This is a genomic window from Streptomyces sp. NPDC007863 (assembly GCF_040633895.1).
Classification (GTDB): Bacteria; Actinomycetota; Actinomycetes; order Streptomycetales; family Streptomycetaceae; genus Streptomyces.
Map to the genome: position 1 here is coordinate 419,637 of NZ_JBEYEI010000002.1, position 15,025 is coordinate 434,661.

17 protein-coding genes are annotated in these 15,025 nt (G+C 76.4%); 7 read left to right on the forward strand and 10 right to left on the reverse strand.

What is annotated here, in order from left to right; translation table 11 throughout:
- The first annotated feature begins 5 nt into the window (after positions 1–5).
- Together coaE and ABZ621_RS04505 are read left to right on the forward strand one after the other, a co-directional pair.
- Complete coding sequence (gene coaE, locus ABZ621_RS04500; protein ID WP_360600582.1) at positions 6–611, forward strand: dephospho-CoA kinase; 606 nt, start codon at positions 6–8, stop codon at positions 609–611.
- A 54-nt stretch (positions 612–665) separates the two neighbouring features.
- Positions 666–1,034 carry a tetratricopeptide repeat protein gene (locus ABZ621_RS04505; RefSeq protein ID WP_360600584.1) on the forward strand — a complete coding sequence of 123 codons (369 nt, stop codon included), beginning with the start codon at positions 666–668 and terminating at the stop codon, positions 1,032–1,034.
- 20 nt (positions 1,035–1,054) lie between these two features.
- Here the strand turns inward: ABZ621_RS04505 and ABZ621_RS04510 are convergent, their stop codons facing one another.
- Together ABZ621_RS04510 and ABZ621_RS04515 are read right to left on the reverse strand one after the other, a co-directional pair.
- Positions 1,055–1,444 (reverse strand): DUF6343 family protein, encoded by a 390-nt coding sequence (locus ABZ621_RS04510; RefSeq protein ID WP_360600586.1) that lies wholly within the window; start codon positions 1,442–1,444, stop codon positions 1,055–1,057.
- Positions 1,445–1,530: 86 nt separating this feature from the next.
- Entirely contained in the window at positions 1,531–1,863 is a 333-nt protein-coding gene (locus ABZ621_RS04515) for a hypothetical protein (protein ID WP_360600588.1), read from the reverse strand.
- A gap of 225 nt (positions 1,864–2,088) precedes the next feature.
- Between ABZ621_RS04515 and ABZ621_RS04520 the strand changes: the two genes are divergently transcribed.
- The 3 genes from ABZ621_RS04520 (at position 2,089) to ABZ621_RS04530 (ending at position 7,145) form a co-directional block, all read left to right on the forward strand.
- The gene (locus tag ABZ621_RS04520; protein WP_360600590.1) at positions 2,089–4,932 is read left to right on the forward strand and encodes a DEAD/DEAH box helicase; all 2,844 of its coding nucleotides are present in this window, start codon (positions 2,089–2,091) and stop codon (positions 4,930–4,932) included.
- Entirely contained in the window at positions 4,929–6,257 is a 1,329-nt protein-coding gene (locus tag ABZ621_RS04525; RefSeq protein ID WP_360600592.1) for an SWIM zinc finger family protein, read from the forward strand. Before ABZ621_RS04520 ends, ABZ621_RS04525 begins: the two co-directional genes overlap by 4 nt.
- Positions 6,258–6,347: 90 nt before the next feature.
- Positions 6,348–7,145, forward strand: coding sequence for a chaplin (locus ABZ621_RS04530; protein ID WP_360600594.1), 798 nt, complete (start codon positions 6,348–6,350; stop codon positions 7,143–7,145).
- 45 nt (positions 7,146–7,190) lie between these two features.
- Here ABZ621_RS04530 and ABZ621_RS04535 read toward each other — a convergent pair whose 3' ends face one another.
- From ABZ621_RS04535 to ABZ621_RS04550, 4 genes are read right to left on the reverse strand one after another with little or no spacing between them, the layout of a single operon-like run.
- Positions 7,191–7,925, reverse strand: coding sequence for a DUF2293 domain-containing protein (locus ABZ621_RS04535; RefSeq protein ID WP_360600596.1), 735 nt, complete (start codon positions 7,923–7,925; stop codon positions 7,191–7,193).
- Between the two features lie 11 nt (positions 7,926–7,936).
- Entirely contained in the window at positions 7,937–8,395 is a 459-nt protein-coding gene (locus ABZ621_RS04540; protein ID WP_360600598.1) for a hypothetical protein, read from the reverse strand.
- 60 nt (positions 8,396–8,455) lie between these two features.
- Complete coding sequence (locus ABZ621_RS04545) at positions 8,456–8,833, reverse strand: MerR family transcriptional regulator (protein WP_360600600.1); 378 nt, start codon at positions 8,831–8,833, stop codon at positions 8,456–8,458.
- Positions 8,834–8,846: 13 nt separating this feature from the next.
- Positions 8,847–9,620, reverse strand: a complete 774-nt coding sequence (locus ABZ621_RS04550; protein WP_360600602.1) for an SDR family oxidoreductase — start codon at positions 9,618–9,620, stop codon at positions 8,847–8,849.
- A 72-nt stretch (positions 9,621–9,692) separates the two neighbouring features.
- Here ABZ621_RS04550 and ABZ621_RS04555 point away from each other — a divergent pair, with 72 nt between their 5' ends.
- Positions 9,693–10,340, forward strand: a complete 648-nt coding sequence (locus ABZ621_RS04555) for a uridine kinase (RefSeq protein WP_360600604.1) — start codon at positions 9,693–9,695, stop codon at positions 10,338–10,340.
- Here the strand turns inward: ABZ621_RS04555 and ABZ621_RS04560 are convergent.
- Entirely contained in the window at positions 10,332–11,273 is a 942-nt protein-coding gene (locus ABZ621_RS04560; RefSeq protein ID WP_360600606.1) for a PfkB family carbohydrate kinase, read from the reverse strand. The two genes, ABZ621_RS04555 and ABZ621_RS04560, sit on opposite strands and share 9 nt — an antisense overlap.
- The gene (locus ABZ621_RS04565; protein ID WP_360600608.1) at positions 11,270–12,190 is read right to left on the reverse strand and encodes a pseudouridine-5'-phosphate glycosidase; all 921 of its coding nucleotides are present in this window, start codon (positions 12,188–12,190) and stop codon (positions 11,270–11,272) included. Before ABZ621_RS04565 ends, ABZ621_RS04560 begins: the two co-directional genes overlap by 4 nt.
- A gap of 287 nt (positions 12,191–12,477) precedes the next feature.
- Between ABZ621_RS04565 and ABZ621_RS04570 the strand changes: the two genes are divergently transcribed.
- Entirely contained in the window at positions 12,478–12,837 is a 360-nt protein-coding gene (locus ABZ621_RS04570; RefSeq protein ID WP_351109013.1) for a cupin domain-containing protein, read from the forward strand.
- A gap of 12 nt (positions 12,838–12,849) precedes the next feature.
- Here the strand turns inward: ABZ621_RS04570 and ABZ621_RS04575 are convergent, their stop codons facing one another.
- On the reverse strand, positions 12,850–14,151 hold the full coding sequence (locus ABZ621_RS04575; RefSeq protein ID WP_360600610.1) for an MFS transporter: 1,302 nt from the start codon (positions 14,149–14,151) through the stop codon (positions 12,850–12,852).
- A gap of 114 nt (positions 14,152–14,265) precedes the next feature.
- Complete coding sequence (locus ABZ621_RS04580; protein WP_360600612.1) at positions 14,266–14,820, reverse strand: methylated-DNA--[protein]-cysteine S-methyltransferase; 555 nt, start codon at positions 14,818–14,820, stop codon at positions 14,266–14,268.
- Positions 14,821–15,025: the final 205 nt, after the last annotated feature.

Here is a 15,025-nt window from a genome sequence, read left to right on the forward strand (position 1 = left end):
CGCTCATGCTGAAGATTGGCCTGACCGGCGGCATCGGCGCCGGCAAGAGTGAGGTGTCGCGGCTGCTCGTCTCGTACGGGGCCGTGCTGATCGACGCGGACCGGATCGCCCGCGAGGTGGTCGAACCGGGCACCGAGGGGCTCGCGGCGGTCGTGGCCGCCTTCGGGGAGTCCGTCCTCACCGAGGACGGCACCCTCGACCGGCCGAAACTCGGCTCCATCGTCTTCGCCGACCCGGAGCGGCTGGCCACGCTCAACGCCATCGTGCACCCGCTCGTCGGCGCCCGGTCGGCCGAGCTGGAGAGCGCCGCCGGCCCCGGGGACGTGGTGATCCACGACGTACCCCTGCTCACCGAGAACGGCCTCGCGCCCCTCTACGACCTCGTGGTCGTCGTCGACGCCTCGCCCGAGACCCAGCTCGACCGGCTGGTACGGCTCCGGGGCATGGCCGAGGCGGAGGCGAAGGCCCGGATGGCGGCGCAGGCCGGCCGGGCGGCCCGGCTGGAGATCGCGGACCTCGTGATCGACAACGACGGCCCGCTCGACGCGCTGGAGCCGCAGGTGCGGAAGGTGTGGGAGGAGCTGGAGCGCCGGGCGGCCGAAACCGTCTAGACGCCGGGCGCCCGTCCGGTGTCCGGGACCCGGATCGTGGGAAGGATGCAGTTCATGGCCGAGAGAAATCCGGAGACGCACGTCATCGACTTCCGTGCCGCCGAGCACCTGCTGGCCGCACGGGACCCGCGTGGTGCCGTGAAACTGCTGGACTCGGTCATCGCCGAGCACCCGGAGAACACGGCGGCACGGCTGCTGCGGGCGCGGGCCTTCTTCGCCGCCGCCCAGCTGCGGCCCGCGCAGCTGGAGTTCGAGCTGGTCCTGGAGCGGGAGCCGGACAACGCCTTCGCCCACTTCGCGCTCGCCCGCACCCTCCAGCGCTCCGGACAGGAAGCCCGGGCCACCCGGCACTTCCGGCTCGCCGCCGCGCTCGACCCCCGGCCCGAGTACGTCCAGGCCGCGGGCTTCGGCACCGAGGACTGACCGGCCCGCTCCGCCGCGGCTCAGCGGTCGCCGCGGTCCGGGCCGTCGTCCGGGTGCCGGGGCCGTCCGTCGCCGTGCTCCCGGCCGTCGTCCGACCGCCAGGGCCACCCGTCGCCGCCCCGGTCGCCGGTGTACCCGCTCCGGGAGCGGCCGTCGCCGTGGTCCGGCTCGTACGGCGGGATGTCACGGCCCGGCTGCCAGTGCGGGCCCTGCCGGAGATGGCGCAGGACCATCGTCATGTCGGCCGCGACCACCAGGAGCAGCACCGCGCAGGCCACCGCCCAGCCGGGGCGGCCCACCAGCACGAAGACGACCGTGCCGAAGACCGCCCACACCATTCCCCAGGCACTCAGCCAGAACCGCAGCCGCAGCGCGCTGCGCGCGGTGACCGGCTCGCTACCGGTACGCATGACGGCGCCCTCTTCCGTCGGATCCCTGTGGGCACTTCCAGCATGTACCCGCACGGAGGCGAAGGGAACGGCGTCGGCGGCCGGGCTCAGTGCACGATCGAGTAGCTGTGCCAGGCCAGGGTGCCCGGCGCGATCGAGTCGGTGCTGTTGGTCGGCAGGTAGATCGTGTCCTCGCCCCGGCAGTGCGGGGTCCGGTAGAGGATCAGGTCCACCAGGGTGCCGTTCTCGACCCGGGTCGCCCCGAGCGGCATCCGGTGGCAGCCCCGCACCGGCGGGCTCATCACGCGCACGATCTTCGCCCCGCGCGCCTCGTAGGTGACGGGGCCCACGGCGGTGCGGCCGAGGCCCGAGCAGCCCGCGACCGTGAGCGTGAGCAGCACGGCCCCGGTGGCGGTCGTGAGACGCCGGCGAACGGACATGGCGGATCCCCTTCGATCGGGCGAGCGAGGCGGTCGGCGGCAGCCCCGGGGGCGAAAAGCCCTGGTCGACGCCACCCTCCCGCCGTCGGAGGCGGCTGTCATCCGGGGTTGGGCCGGTCGGGGGACACACGTCGGCGCCCGTTGTCAGAGCCCGCCCGTAAGGTCGGGGGTACCGACGCGGACGTTCCGCGCCGGCCGGTGGACCCCGGGGAAGCAGGGCGGCACATGACGGAGCGCTGGACGGCCCGTGCCGCCGTCTTCCTGCCCGCGGCGCTGCCCCGCCAGGGAAGGATCGCCCTCTGGGCGCCCGACGGGGTGCCCCTGCCCGATCCCGACGGGCTCGCCGGCGCGGAGTCCACCCGGATCACCGTGGCCGGCCGGCACGGCACCGGCACCCGCCGCCGCGAGGTCCCCGCCGTCACCCTGCCGGTGGCCACCGCCCTGCCCCTGCTCGTCGCCGCCCGCCACCGTCCCGCCGCCCACCCCGCCACCGCCTGCTGGGGCGCGGCCGCCCTGCACGCCCTGCACCTCGTCGCCCGTGGCCGGCTGCTGCCCGGGCTCACCGCCGACGACCTGGACGCCTGGCGGGCCGGTCCGCTCGACGCCGAGGACATCGCCCATCTGCGGGCCGTCGCCGCCGCGATGCCGTACGAGGCGCACGCGGTGCCCGTCGTGGGATCCGGCCCGCTCGCCCTGCCCGATCCGGAGGCCCTGGTGCGGGCCTTCCTCGACGCGGTCGCCGACACCCTGCCCCGTACCCCCGCGGCCGTGCACGCGGTCGGCGCGCCCTTCGCCGCCGCCGCGCCGCAGCACCTCCCCGGGGCCCGCGCCTGGGCCGCCGAGGCCGCCGCCGGCATGGACGCCGGAGTGAGGATCTCGCTCCGCCTCGACCTCTCCGCCGCCGAGCTGTTCGACAGCGCCGACGAGGCCGAGGACGGCCCCGAGCGGCAGGCGGCCGCCGCCATCCTCCAGGTGCACAGCCTCGCCGACCCGACCCTCGTCATCGACGCCGCCGCCCTCTGGGCGGGGGAGGGCGAGCACTTCGGCCCCCGCGCCCGGATCGACGCCCTCCTCGCGCTGCGCCGAGCCGCCCGGATCTGGCCCCCGCTCGGCCGGCTCCTGGAGCGGGACGTGCCCGACGTCCTCGCCGTCGGCGAGGCCGAGTTGTACGAGCTGCTCGGCCCGGCCGCGGCCCGGCTCGCCGACGCCGGGGTCGCCCTGCACTGGCCGCGCGACCTGGCCCGCTCCCTCAGCGCCTCCGCCGTCGTCCGCCCCGCCCGCTCCGCGCCCGGCTCCGCCACCGACGGCACCAGCTTCTTCGACTCCACCGAACTGCTCCGCTTCGACTGGCAGCTCGCCCTCGACGGCGACCCGCTGACCCAGGGCGAGATGGACGTCCTCGCCGAGGCACACCGCCCCGTCGTACGGCTCCGTGACCGCTGGGTCGTCGTCGACCCCGACCTCGTCCGCAAGGCCCGCAAGCGCGAACTCGGCCTGCTCGAACCGGTCGACGCCCTCGCCGCCGCCCTCACCGGAAGCGCCGAGGTCGACGGCGAGACCGTCCCCGCCGTGCCGGTCGGGGCGCTCGCCGTCCTCCGCGACCGGCTCCTCGCCGGCCCCGAGCCGGCCGCGCCACCGCCCGGACTCGCCGCCACCCTGCGGGACTACCAGCTCCGCGGCCTCGCCTGGCTCGACCTGATGACCTCGCTCGGCCTCGGCGGCTGCCTCGCCGACGACATGGGCCTCGGCAAGACCGTCACCGTCCTCGCGCTCCACCTGCGCCGGGCCCGCCGCGAACCCACCCTCGTCGTCTGCCCCGCCTCCCTCCTCGGCAACTGGCAGCGGGAGGCGGCGAAGTTCGCCCCCGACGTGCCCGTCCGCCGCTTCCACGGCTCCGCGCGCGAGCTGGGCGACCTCGACGGCGGGATCGTCCTCACCACCTACGGCACCCTGCGCACCCGCGCCGCACAGCTCGCCGAGCGGTCCTGGGGGATGGTCGTCGCCGACGAGGCCCAGCACGTGAAGAACCCGTTCTCCGCGACGGCCAAGGCGCTGCGCACCATCCCCACCCCCGCCCGGGTCGCGCTCACCGGCACGCCCGTGGAGAACAACCTTTCCGAGCTGTGGGCCCTCCTCGACTGGACCACCCCCGGACTCCTCGGCCCGCTCAAGGCCTTCCGCTCCCGGCACGCCCGCGCCGCCGAGAACCACGAGGAGCTGGAGAACGAGGAGGCGGTGGAGCGGCTCGCCCGGCTCGTCCGCCCCTTCCTGCTGCGCCGCCGCAAGTCCGACCCCGGCATCGTCCCCGAACTGCCGCCCAAGACCGAGTCCGACCACCCGGTGCCGCTCAGCCGCGAACAGGCCTCGCTGTACGAGGCGGTGGTCCGCGAGACCCTCGGCCTGATCGAGGCCGCCGAGGGGATGGCCCGGCGCGGACTGGTGATGAAGCTGCTGACCTCGCTCAAGCAGATCTGCAACCACCCCGCCCAGTACCTCAAGGAGGACGCCCCGCGCGGCGGCGGCACCGCGCGCCTCGCCGGCCGCTCCGGCAAGCTCGCCCTCCTCGACGAACTGCTCGACACCATCCTCGCCGAGGACGGCTCCGTGCTGGTCTTCACCCAGTACGTGACGATGGCCCGGCTCCTCGCCGACCACCTCACCGCCCGCGGGATCGGGAGCCAACTCCTGCACGGGGGAACGCCGGTGGCGGAGCGGGAGCGGATGGTCGACCGCTTCCAGGCGGGCGAGGTCCCCGTCTTCCTGCTCTCCCTCAAGGCCGCCGGCACCGGCCTCAACCTCACCCGCGCCGGCCACGTCGTCCACTACGACCGCTGGTGGAACCCGGCGGTCGAGGACCAGGCCACCGACCGCGCCTACCGCATCGGCCAGACCCAGCCCGTACAGGTCCACCGGCTCGTCACCGAAGGCACCGTCGAGGACCGCATCGCCGAACTGCTCCGCGCCAAGAAGGCCCTGGCCGAGGCCGTCCTGGGCTCCGGCGAGGCCGCCTTCACCGAACTCACCGACCGCGAACTGGCCGACCTGGTCTCCCTGAGGAGGTCCGCGTGAACCGCCCCGGAGCCCGGGCCGCCCGCCCCGCGCCGCGCGGGGCCGGCCCCCGCCACGACGACCGCCGCCGCACCTTCCCGGCCGTCCCGCCCCGCGCGGCCGCCGACGGGCGCTTCGCCGCCACCTGGTGGGGCAACGCCTGGGTGTCCGCCCTGGAGCGCACCGCCCTCGACCAGGCCCGCCTCGCCCGGGGCAGGGCCTACGCGGAGCGCGGCCACGTCGACGCCATCACCGTCACCCCCGGCCGGGTCGTCGCCTATGTGCACGGCAGCCGGATCCGCCCGTACCGGACCGAGATCCGGATGCGGACGCTCGGCGACGACGGCTGGGAGCTCTTCCTCGACGAGGCCGCCGCCCGCCCCGAGCACATGGCCGCGCTCCTCGACAAGGAGGTCCCGCACGCCCTGGAGGCCGTCGAAGGGCTGCTGCCCGCCCCCGGCGACCTGCTGCCCGACTGCTCCTGCCCCGACGACGGTTTCCCCTGCAAGCACGCCGCCGCCCTCTGCTACCAGGCCGCCCGCCTCCTCGACGAGGACCCCTTCGTCCTCTTCCTGATGCGCGGCCGGGGCGAGGGCGAACTCCTCGCCGAACTCTCGCGGCGCAACGCCGCCCGCTCCGCCGCCGAGACCACCGCCGCCGCGCCCGTGCTCCCCGCCGTGCCCGCCCGCGAGGTGCTCGCCGCCGGGCCCGTGCCGCCGCTGCCCCCGCCGCTGCCGCTCCCCGACCGGCCCGGGCGGCCCGCCGTCTTCCCGCCGGACCCGCACGCCCCGGACCCGCTGGCGCTCGACCTGCTCGCGGGCGAGGCCGCCGCCCGCGCCCACGCCTTCCTGGCCACCGGCCACGACCCGGTCGCCGACCTCACCCCCTGGCAGGACGCGGTCCGGCTCGCCGCCGCCCACCCCGGCTCCGGACTCACCGCCTCGACCCGGGCCCTCTACCGCGACCTGGCCGACGCGCTCGACCGCACCCCCACCGACCTCGCCCGCGCCGTCGCCGCCTGGCGCCAGGGCGGCGCGGAGGGCCTCGCGGTCCTGGAGGAGCCCTGGGACCCGCCGGCCGGTCCCTTCGACCGCGCCAGACCGGCCCTCCTCGCCGCCGACTTCCCGGCCTTCCGTCCCTGGCGCAACCACCTCTCCACCTCCTCGCTCCAACTCCGGCTGGGCAAGGACGGCCTGTGGTATCCGTACGAATCGGATGGCGGCCGCGAGGACTGGTGGCCGCGCGGCACACCCGACGCCGACCCGGTCGGAGCCCTCACCGAACTCCTCGGCGGTGAGGGCCCGTCCGGGGTCACCACTCGAACGGCGCCTCCCTCGAAGGAGTGAAACCCGCCAACGGCCGGATCCGGCAGACGCGTTCGTCGCGTTTATTCCGGTACGGGCAATCGCCCGTGCAACTCCGGAAGGCAGGAAGCCATGAGGCAGATGCGCCGAAGTGGTCTGGCCACACTGTTGGTCACGGGTGGTGCGCTCGCGCTGTCGGCGGGTGCCGCCCACGCGGACTCGGGTGCCGAGGGCGCCGCGGTCGGCTCCCCGGGAGTCGGCTCCGGCAACACGATCCAGCTGCCGGTCCACGTACCGGTCAACCTCTGCGGGAACACGGTCAACGTCGTCGGGCTGCTCAACCCGGCCGCGGGCAACGCCTGTGCCAACACCTCGGCCCCGGCCGGGGAGCAGAGGGACGGCGGCCCCGGCCGCACCCACAAGGACGAGGCCGTGACCCCGCGCGGCGGCGAGCAGACCGACGGCGGCGGTTCGTCCGACGGCGGGGCCGTCAACGGCGGCGGGGCCACCGCGGAGAGCCACGCCGAGGGCTCCCCGGGCGTGCTGTCCGGGAACGGCCTCCAGCTCCCGATCGACCTGCCGGTCAACGTCGTCGGCAACTCGGTCAACGTCGTGGGCGTCGGCAACCCGGCCGTCGGCAACACCGGGGTCAACGCCCCGAGCACGCCCGAGGAGCCGCAGGTCGAGATCCCGACCCCGCGCCCGCAGACCCCGGTGCGCAACCTGCCGCCGAAGCCGGTCGCCGAGCAGGAGAAGCCGGCCGTCCCGGCGCCCGCCCCGGCCCCGGCCCCGCAGGGCGAGACCGAGCGGGTCGTGCTCGCGGCCACCGGCAGCGACTCCGTCGGCTACGCCGCCGCGGGCAGCGCCGCGCTCCTCCTCGGCGGCGCGCTGATGTACCGCCGCGCCCGCCGCGCGGGCGACCAGGTCTGACCCGGACCTGCCACGCCGGAGCCGGCCCCGCTGACGTCCGAGCCGTCAGCGGTCAGCCCGCCCCGGCGTCCCCTCCGCGCCCGTCGTGCCCGTCACGCCGGGCGCGTCCCTGTGCCCGGAACCCGGCGCGCGCCAGGCGCGCAGCACCGTCTCGATGGCGGCGGAGACCCGGGTGCGGGCCTGATGGCGGGGGACACCCGACATCAGCAGCGCGTCGTACGGCGTGTCCACGTGCCGCACCGAGGCGCGGACCGCGGCCGTCACGGCGCCCCGGTCGAGGGCGCGGCCGGCGGCCGTCCTGCCCACCCGGCCGCTGCCCTTCGCGGAGGCGTGGACGGCGATCTCGACCGCCCGCTCCGGCGGCATCGCGGGGAAGAGCCGCAGGATCTCCGCCCGCAGGGCCTCGGTGACCCCGGCGTCCCGCACGGCGCGCCGCTCCGCGTCCCGGGCCCGGCGCCGCGCCCGGGCCTCCGCGTCGGCGAGGCAGGCCGCCTCCGCCCGGGCGAGGGCCGCCTCCTCGACGAGCAGCCCCTGGCGCTCGTAGCGGGTGCGGCGCCGGTTGTGGCGTACCACCACCGCCCACAGGGCGCTCTGTTCGCGGGCCCGCCGGGTGAGCGCGGTGTCCCCCCGGCGCAGGAAGACGAGGTGGCCGAGGTCGGCGCAGTCCAGGCAGACCGGCTGGTTGTACTCGACGATCATCCGCTCCAGCGGACCCTGCCGGCACTCCGAGCAGCGGCGGCGGCGCAGCGGCTCGACGACGACGGGGGCGACGAGGTCCATGGCCGCCGTCCTCAGCGGAGTCCGGGCGCGGCGGCGGCGACGAACCGGGCGAGAGCTTCCTTGGCCTGGTCGGAGCGGTGGGCCCGGTCGGCCGTGCCGACCGCCTCGTGCATGCAGTGCGTCTCGTCGAAGGCGGCCTCGGCGAGCCGCCGCAGGTCCGCGTCGTCGCAGACCAGCTGGACGCGGAAGAGGGCCTGCCGGGCGGCGGTCCGCTGCCGGTAGGAGGCGTGCCGCGATTCCTCGGCCTCCTCCGAGCCGGGCTCCTCGACGGCCCGGAACCAGCGGTCGTTCTGGCTGTGCCGGTACTCGACGACGGCGCCGGCGAAGGCGCTGTAGGTGGCGATCCGCTCCTGGCGGAGCTGTTCGTTCCGGGCGAGCGCGGCCGTGCGCAGGGTCGTCCGTCCCTGGAACCAGTGGGTGGCGATCACGCCGAGAAGCGTGCCCGCCACCGCTATCAGCGCCACATCCATGGCGTGGTCCTCCCCCGAGTCGCCGTTCCCGAACGTCCGAAGATCCTTCGGACCGTCAGATCATGGCATTCCGGCGGGGGCCGCGTCACCGTCGTACCGGGCGGCGAGGGCCGCCGCCAGCCGGTCCCTGGCCGCCGTCTGCGCGGCGATGCGGGCGTCGAGCACGGCGAGCCGCTCGCGGGCGATCTCCAGGCCGCGGGCGGACGGGCGCACCGACGGCAGGTCCCCGTCGAGGCAGGAGCGGAAGGCCGCCACGTCGTCGAGGGTGAGCCCGGCGCCGAGGAGGTAACGGATGTTGGCGACGCGGACCACCGCGCCCTCCTCGTACACCCGGTAGCCGTTGGCCGCGCGGTCCGAGGCGATCAGGCCCGCCTGTTCGTAGTGGCGCAGGGACCGCGCCGACACGCCTGTCCTCCGGGCCAGTTCACCGATGCGCACCCGCCCAGTCGTATCACGCGACGAGCGCGCCTCCGTCGACCGGGAGCACGGTGCCGGTGAGGAAGGAGGCCTCGGGGTCGGCGAGCGCGGTGATCGCCCAGGCGACCTCCTCGGGCCGGCCGATCCGTCCGAGCGGGGTGTGGGCGAGCTGCCAGGCCCGGACGGCCTCGCGCCGCTCCGGGCCGAGGCCCATGTGGTCGGCGATCGGGGTCTCGATCGCACCGGGGGCGACCGCCACCACCCGGACGCCGACGGGCGCGAGTTCGACGGCCCAGCAGCGGGTGAGGGTCTCCAGGGCGCTCTTGGTCGCCGGATAGACCGAGTTGTCCGGCCAGCCGCGCTGGCCGACGGTCGTCGTCACGTTCACGACCACGCCGCCGGAGGAGCGCAGCGCGGGGAGCGCGGCCCGGGTGAGGAGCACCGGCGCGAGCAGGTTCGTCTCCAGCAGGGGCGCGATCACGGCCCGGTCGAGGGTGCCCAGGGGGCCGCCGGCGGCGATGCCCGCGTTGTTGACCAGGACGTCGAGGCGGCCGTGGTCGGCGAGGACGCGGTGGACGAGCGCCTCGGGCGCGCCCTCGGCCGTGATGTCGGCGGGGAGCGGGTGGATCGCGTCGGGGGCCTCGGCGGCGGTCTCCCGCAGGGGCTCGGGCCTGCGGCCCACGGCGACGACGGTCGCGCCCCGCCGGGCGAAGGCACGGGCGGTGGCCCGGCCGATGCCGGTGCCCGCGCCGGTGACGAGGACGACCCTGGCGGAGACGGAGGTGACGGAGGGGTCAGTGGTGTTCATGCGGACGATGGTGGAACGGTGACGCCAGTGGCAAGGTCAAGTCGGGGGAGGGCGCGGGGCAGAATGGGTGGGATGCGATACGAGGCGATCACCTGGGGCCGGATGGCCGGGCGGCTGGCACGGCACGTGGACCGGCTCGCGCCCGGTGACGGCGGCGACCGGCTGAAGATCGCCGTCGACGGGGCCCCGGCCGCCGGGGGCGAGGAGCTGGCCGGGCTGCTCGCGGAGCAGCTGCGGGACCGCGGGCGCCCCGCGCACGTCGTCGGCACCCAGGGGTTTCTGCGGCCCGCCTCGCTGCGGTACGAGCACGGTCGGCAGGACCCCGACGCGTACTACGACGGCTGGACCGACACCGGGGCCCTGTGGCGCGAGGTGTTCACGCCGCTGGAACCGGGCGGCGACGGGCGGGTGCTGCCCGATCTGTGGGATCCGGTGAAGGACCGGGCGACCCGGAGTCCGTATGTGACGCTGCCGCCCGGCGGCGTCCTGCTGCTGCACGGGCCGTTCCTCCTCGGCCACTGGTTCCCCTTCGATCTGACCGTCCATCTGCGGCTGTCGCCCGGTGCCCTCGCGCGGCGTACCGGGGAGCCCTGGGCACTGCCCGCCTTCGCCCGGTACGAGACGGAGGTCGACCCGGCCGGGGCCGCCGACGTCGTCGTCCGGGCCGACGACCCGCGGCACCCGGCCTGGACCGGGCTCGGGGACCTCGGCTCAGACTGACGACGGGCGGTCCGAGGGCGGTCTGCCGCCCACCACGGTCACCGCTTCGGCGCCCGCCGCGCACCCCGCCCGCGCCGCCTCCGCCGGGTCCGCGCCCGCGAGCCGCGCCGCGAGGAACGCGCCCGTGAACGCGTCGCCCGCGCCCGTCGAGTCGAGGCGTCGTCCCGGCGGCACGACCGGGGCCGTGACCCGGGCGGTGACCGTGCCGCCCTCGGCGATCAGCGCGCCGTCCGCGCCCAGGGTCACGACCGCCAGCGGGACGCGCCGGCTCAGTGCCCGCGCTGCCGCCTCCGCGTCCGGGGCGCCGGTGAGCAGCCGGGCCTCGTCGGCGTTGGGCAGCAGCACGGAGGCGCCCTCCACGGCCGCGAGGAACCGCTCCGGGCCCAGCTCCGCCAGGAAGCCGGCCGACGCCGGGTCCACGCTCACCGGTATCCCGGCCGCCCGGGCGTCCGCGAGGGCGAGCCGGGCCGCCGCCCGGCTCGGCGGGGCGAAGAACAGATAGCCGGAGAGGTGCAGGGCGGCCACGCCGTCGAGGAGTCCGGCGGACCAGTCGTCGGGGCAGAGGCGGAGCACGGCGCCGCTGTCCGTCAGGAAGGTCCGCTCGGCCGCCGGGTCCACCAGGGCGATCACGGTGGCCGTGGGCACCTCCGGATCCGGCACGAGGAGCGGGCGGACGCCCGCCCCGGTCAGCTCGCGCCCGTGCCAGGCGGCCGACTCCGCGCCGACCCGGCCGAGCAGCCGCACGTCCCGGTGTCCCGAACGGACCGCCCAGCAGGCCGCGTTGGCCCCCGCGCCGCCCGGCAGGGTGCGGATGGAGGCCGCCGTGTCCGTCGCGGGAGCGAGCGGTCCCCGGTGCCGGGCCACCACGTCCGTGACGACGTCCCCGACGACCAGCAGCGCCCCGCCCGGTGCCGGCCCGCCCGCCGCCGTCACCGCTCGCCCGCGGCGTACGCCCCCGCGATCCGGGCCGCGAGCCGGACGTTGCCCCGCACCGCCGCCAGGTTGGCCTCCAGGGACGCGCCGTCCGTGTGCGTGGTCAGGTACTCCAGGAGGAAGGGGGTGACGGCCTGCCCGGTGATGCCCTTCTCCTTCAGCTCGGCGAGGCCCCGCGCCAGCACCCGGTCGTGCAGCGCCGGGTCCAGCTGCTCCGCCTCGGGCACCGGATGGGCGACGACCAGCGCGGACCAGGGCCGGCCGAGCGCCTCCCGGGCGCGTATGACCGCGGCGACCTCCTCCGGGGTGCGCAGCGTCCAGTCGACCGGCTCCCCGGAGGAGGAGAGGTAGAAGCCGGGGAAGGTCTCGGTGCCGTACCCGGCGACCGTGACGCCCAGCGTCTCCAAGCGCTGGAGGGTGGCCGGGACGTCGAGGATCGACTTCACGCCCGCGCACACCACCGTGAGGCCCACCTCGGCGAGCAGCCGCAGGTCGGCGGACTCGTCCTGGGTCTCGTGCCACTCGCGGTGCACTCCGCCGAGGCCGCCGGTGGCGAAGACCCGTATGCCCGCCGCGTCGGCGAGCCGGGCCGTCGCGGAGACCGTGGTCGCGCCGGTGGCGCCGGTGGCGAGCGCGGGGGCAAGGTCCCGGTGGCCGAGCTTGCGGACCGACGGGTCCTGCGCGATCCGGGTCAGCCCGGCCCGGTCGAGGCCGATCCGCGCCACGCCGTCGAGCACGGCGATGGTGGCCGGCACGGCGCCCTCGGCCCGTACCGACTCCTCCAGCTCCACGGCCACGGCCAGGTTCCGCGGGCGCGGCAGGCCGTGGGCGATGATCGTCGATTCGAGGGCGACGACGGGCCGGCCCTCGCGGAGCGCGTCCCGCACCTCTTCGGACACCAGTGTGGTCGTGGTCATGGTCCATTCCTGGCGCGACCGCCCGCCTCCCAAACACCTCTGGCGATCTGCCGCCACCCCCCTTTCGCACGCGGGTGCGAGGGGGGTACGGATTCGGTTCTCCGGCGCCCGGCGCCGCGCGCCCGGGCGGGGCAGGACCCGCCCGGGCGGCGGGCAAGGCCCCGGTGCGGAATCCGTCGCGCTCGGTCCGGATCGGTAACGTGCCTGGTCAGGACGGTGGACGGAGGGATTCCTTCCGCCCTCCCGGCCGCACCGGCCGCTCCGCGACCCGGCTACAGTCACCGCCCATGACGACTCACGACCTCCCCTCCTTCGCCGTCCACATCCCCGACGCCGAGCTGGAAGCCGACCCGCTCGACCCCGCCCAGATCGTGTCCGGCACCCCCGAGGTGTCCGGCAAGGTGCTGTGGGAGTCCGCCGACGGCAAGCAGCTGCGCGGCATCTGGCAGATCACCCCCGGCGTCGTCACCGACACCGAGGCGAACGAGCTCTTCGTCGTCGTCAGCGGCCGGGCCACCGTCGCCGTCGAGGGCGGCGCCACGATGGAGGTCGGGCCCGGTGACGCCTGTGTGCTCCGCGAGGGCGACCGGACCACCTGGACCGTCCACGAGACGCTGCGCAAGGCGTACCACATCACCCTGCCCTGACCCGGGCGCCGGTCAGGCCCTGCGGAGCACGCCCCGCAGGGCCAGGGCCGCCATCGGCAGCAGCAGACAGGCGGCGATCGCGTTGAGCGGACCGTAGCCCGCCTTGGAGACGATCACCCCGGCCAGCAGGCCGCCGAGGCCCGCCGCCGTGTTCATCGCCGTGTCCGACAGGCCCTGGACGGCCGCCCGCGCCGCCTGCGGCACCGAGTCCGTCAGCAGCGCCGAGCCCGACACCAGCCCGGCCGACCAGCCGAGCCCCAGGACGAACAGTCCCGCCGCGACCCGGGTGTGGCTCGCGCCCGCGGTGCCGGCGAGCAGCGCCGCGACCCCGAGCAGACCGACCGCGAGACCGATCACCGCGAGCCGGCCGAGCCGGTCCGAGAGCCAGCCCATGACGGGCGAGAACGCGTACATGCCCGCGATGTGCACGCTGATGACGAGCCCGATCAGCTCGATGCCGGCCCCGTGGTGCGTGAGCGCCACCGGCGTCATCGACATGATCGACACCATCACCGTCTGCGAGGCGACCACCGTGACCAGGGCGATCCGGGCCTGCGACGACGCGCGGACCGCCCGCAGCCCCGCCCGCAGGGACCGGCCCTCGGGCCGGTCGTCCGCCCCGCTCCCGTCCGCGGCGGCCAGCGCCCGCGCCGTCAGCAGCGGATCGGGCCGCAGCAGCACTGCCACCACCAGCGCCGAGACCACGAAGACCACCGCGGCCCACAGGAACGGGCCTGCGGCCACGGGTATGCCGAGGCCCGCGACGCTCCGCCCGGCCGGCGCCGCGATGTTCGGGCCGAGGACGGCGCCGATCGTGGTCGCCCAGACCACCGTCGAGATGGCCCGCGCCCGGCGGTCCGGCGGCGCCAGGTCGGCGGCCGCGAACCGGGCCGTCAGATTTGCCGAGGACCCCGCGCCGAAGCCCACCAGACCCACGAGGAGCAGCGGGAAGCTGCCGAGGACCGCGCCGAGCACCGCGACACCGGCCCCGAGCGCGCCCAGCAGATAGGCGAGCACCAGACCGGCCCGCCGCCCCCGCCGCGCCATCAGCGCGGCGAGCGGCATCGCGAGCAGCGCGGGCCCGGCGACCGTCGCCGTCGAGGCGAGCCCGGCCAGCGCGTCCGTACCGCTCACCTCGGTGGCGAGGACGGCGGCGAGCGCGACTCCGGTGGCGATCCCGAGACCGCCGAGGATCTGGGTGGCGACGAGCACGGCCTGGACCCGGCGGCGCAGCGCCGGCAGCGCGGCGGGGGAGAGCGGCGCGGCGGTCTCTCCGGGCACGAGGATGTCAGGGGCGTCGGGCGTTTCGGTCACTACCGGAGTGTGCCAGCCCGCGCACCCGAGGGGAACGGCGGGGAACGGCGGGGAACGGAACCCCCGGGGGCACCGCCTCCCCGGCGGGCGGCACGGGACGGGACCCGGAGCCGCTCAGAACAGCGGTTCCGGCAGCACGCCCTCCAGGGCGAGCAGTCTTCGCTTCGTCTCCAGGCCGCCGCCGAAGCCGCCGAGCCCGCCGTCGCTCTCCACCACGCGGTGGCACGGCACCACCACCGGCAGCGGATTGGCGCCCATCGCCGCCCCCACCGCCTGCGCCGCCGCCGGCTGGCCGACGCGCCGCGCCAGCTCGCCGTACCCGACCACCGTCCCGTACGGGACGCCGGCGGCAAGCTCGCGCAGCACCTGGCGGTTGAAGCCGGTCGTCAGCGACCAGTCCAGCGGCAGGTCGAACGCGCGCAGCGCCCCCGCGAAGTACCGCTCCAGCTGCCGCACCGGCTCGGCGAGCAGCCCCGTGGCGCACTCGACGGCCGGGCCGCCCAGCTGCTCGGCCAGCCGCCCCGGCATCCGCGCGCCGCGGTCCCGGCCCGCGTGGAACTCGACCCGCACCAGCCCCCGCCCGGTGGCCGCCAGGAAGAGCGGGCCGATGCCGCTCTCCACCACCGCCCACTCGGCGCGCGGGCCGCGCGGTCCGTCCTCGATGTCCATGCCCTCACCGTACGGCCCGGCACCGACAGCCGGGCCCGGACGCCCCTTTCCGGCCACGCCCCGACGACGTCCGTCAGCCAGAACGGTCGTTCGGCGGCGATCCGGCGGCGGGACCCCCTCCCGAGGTCACGGACCGGTCTCGCTCCGGTCTCACGACCGGAAAATCGCCGGTCAGGTGCCCGCGGAACCCTCGGCGGGCCATAAT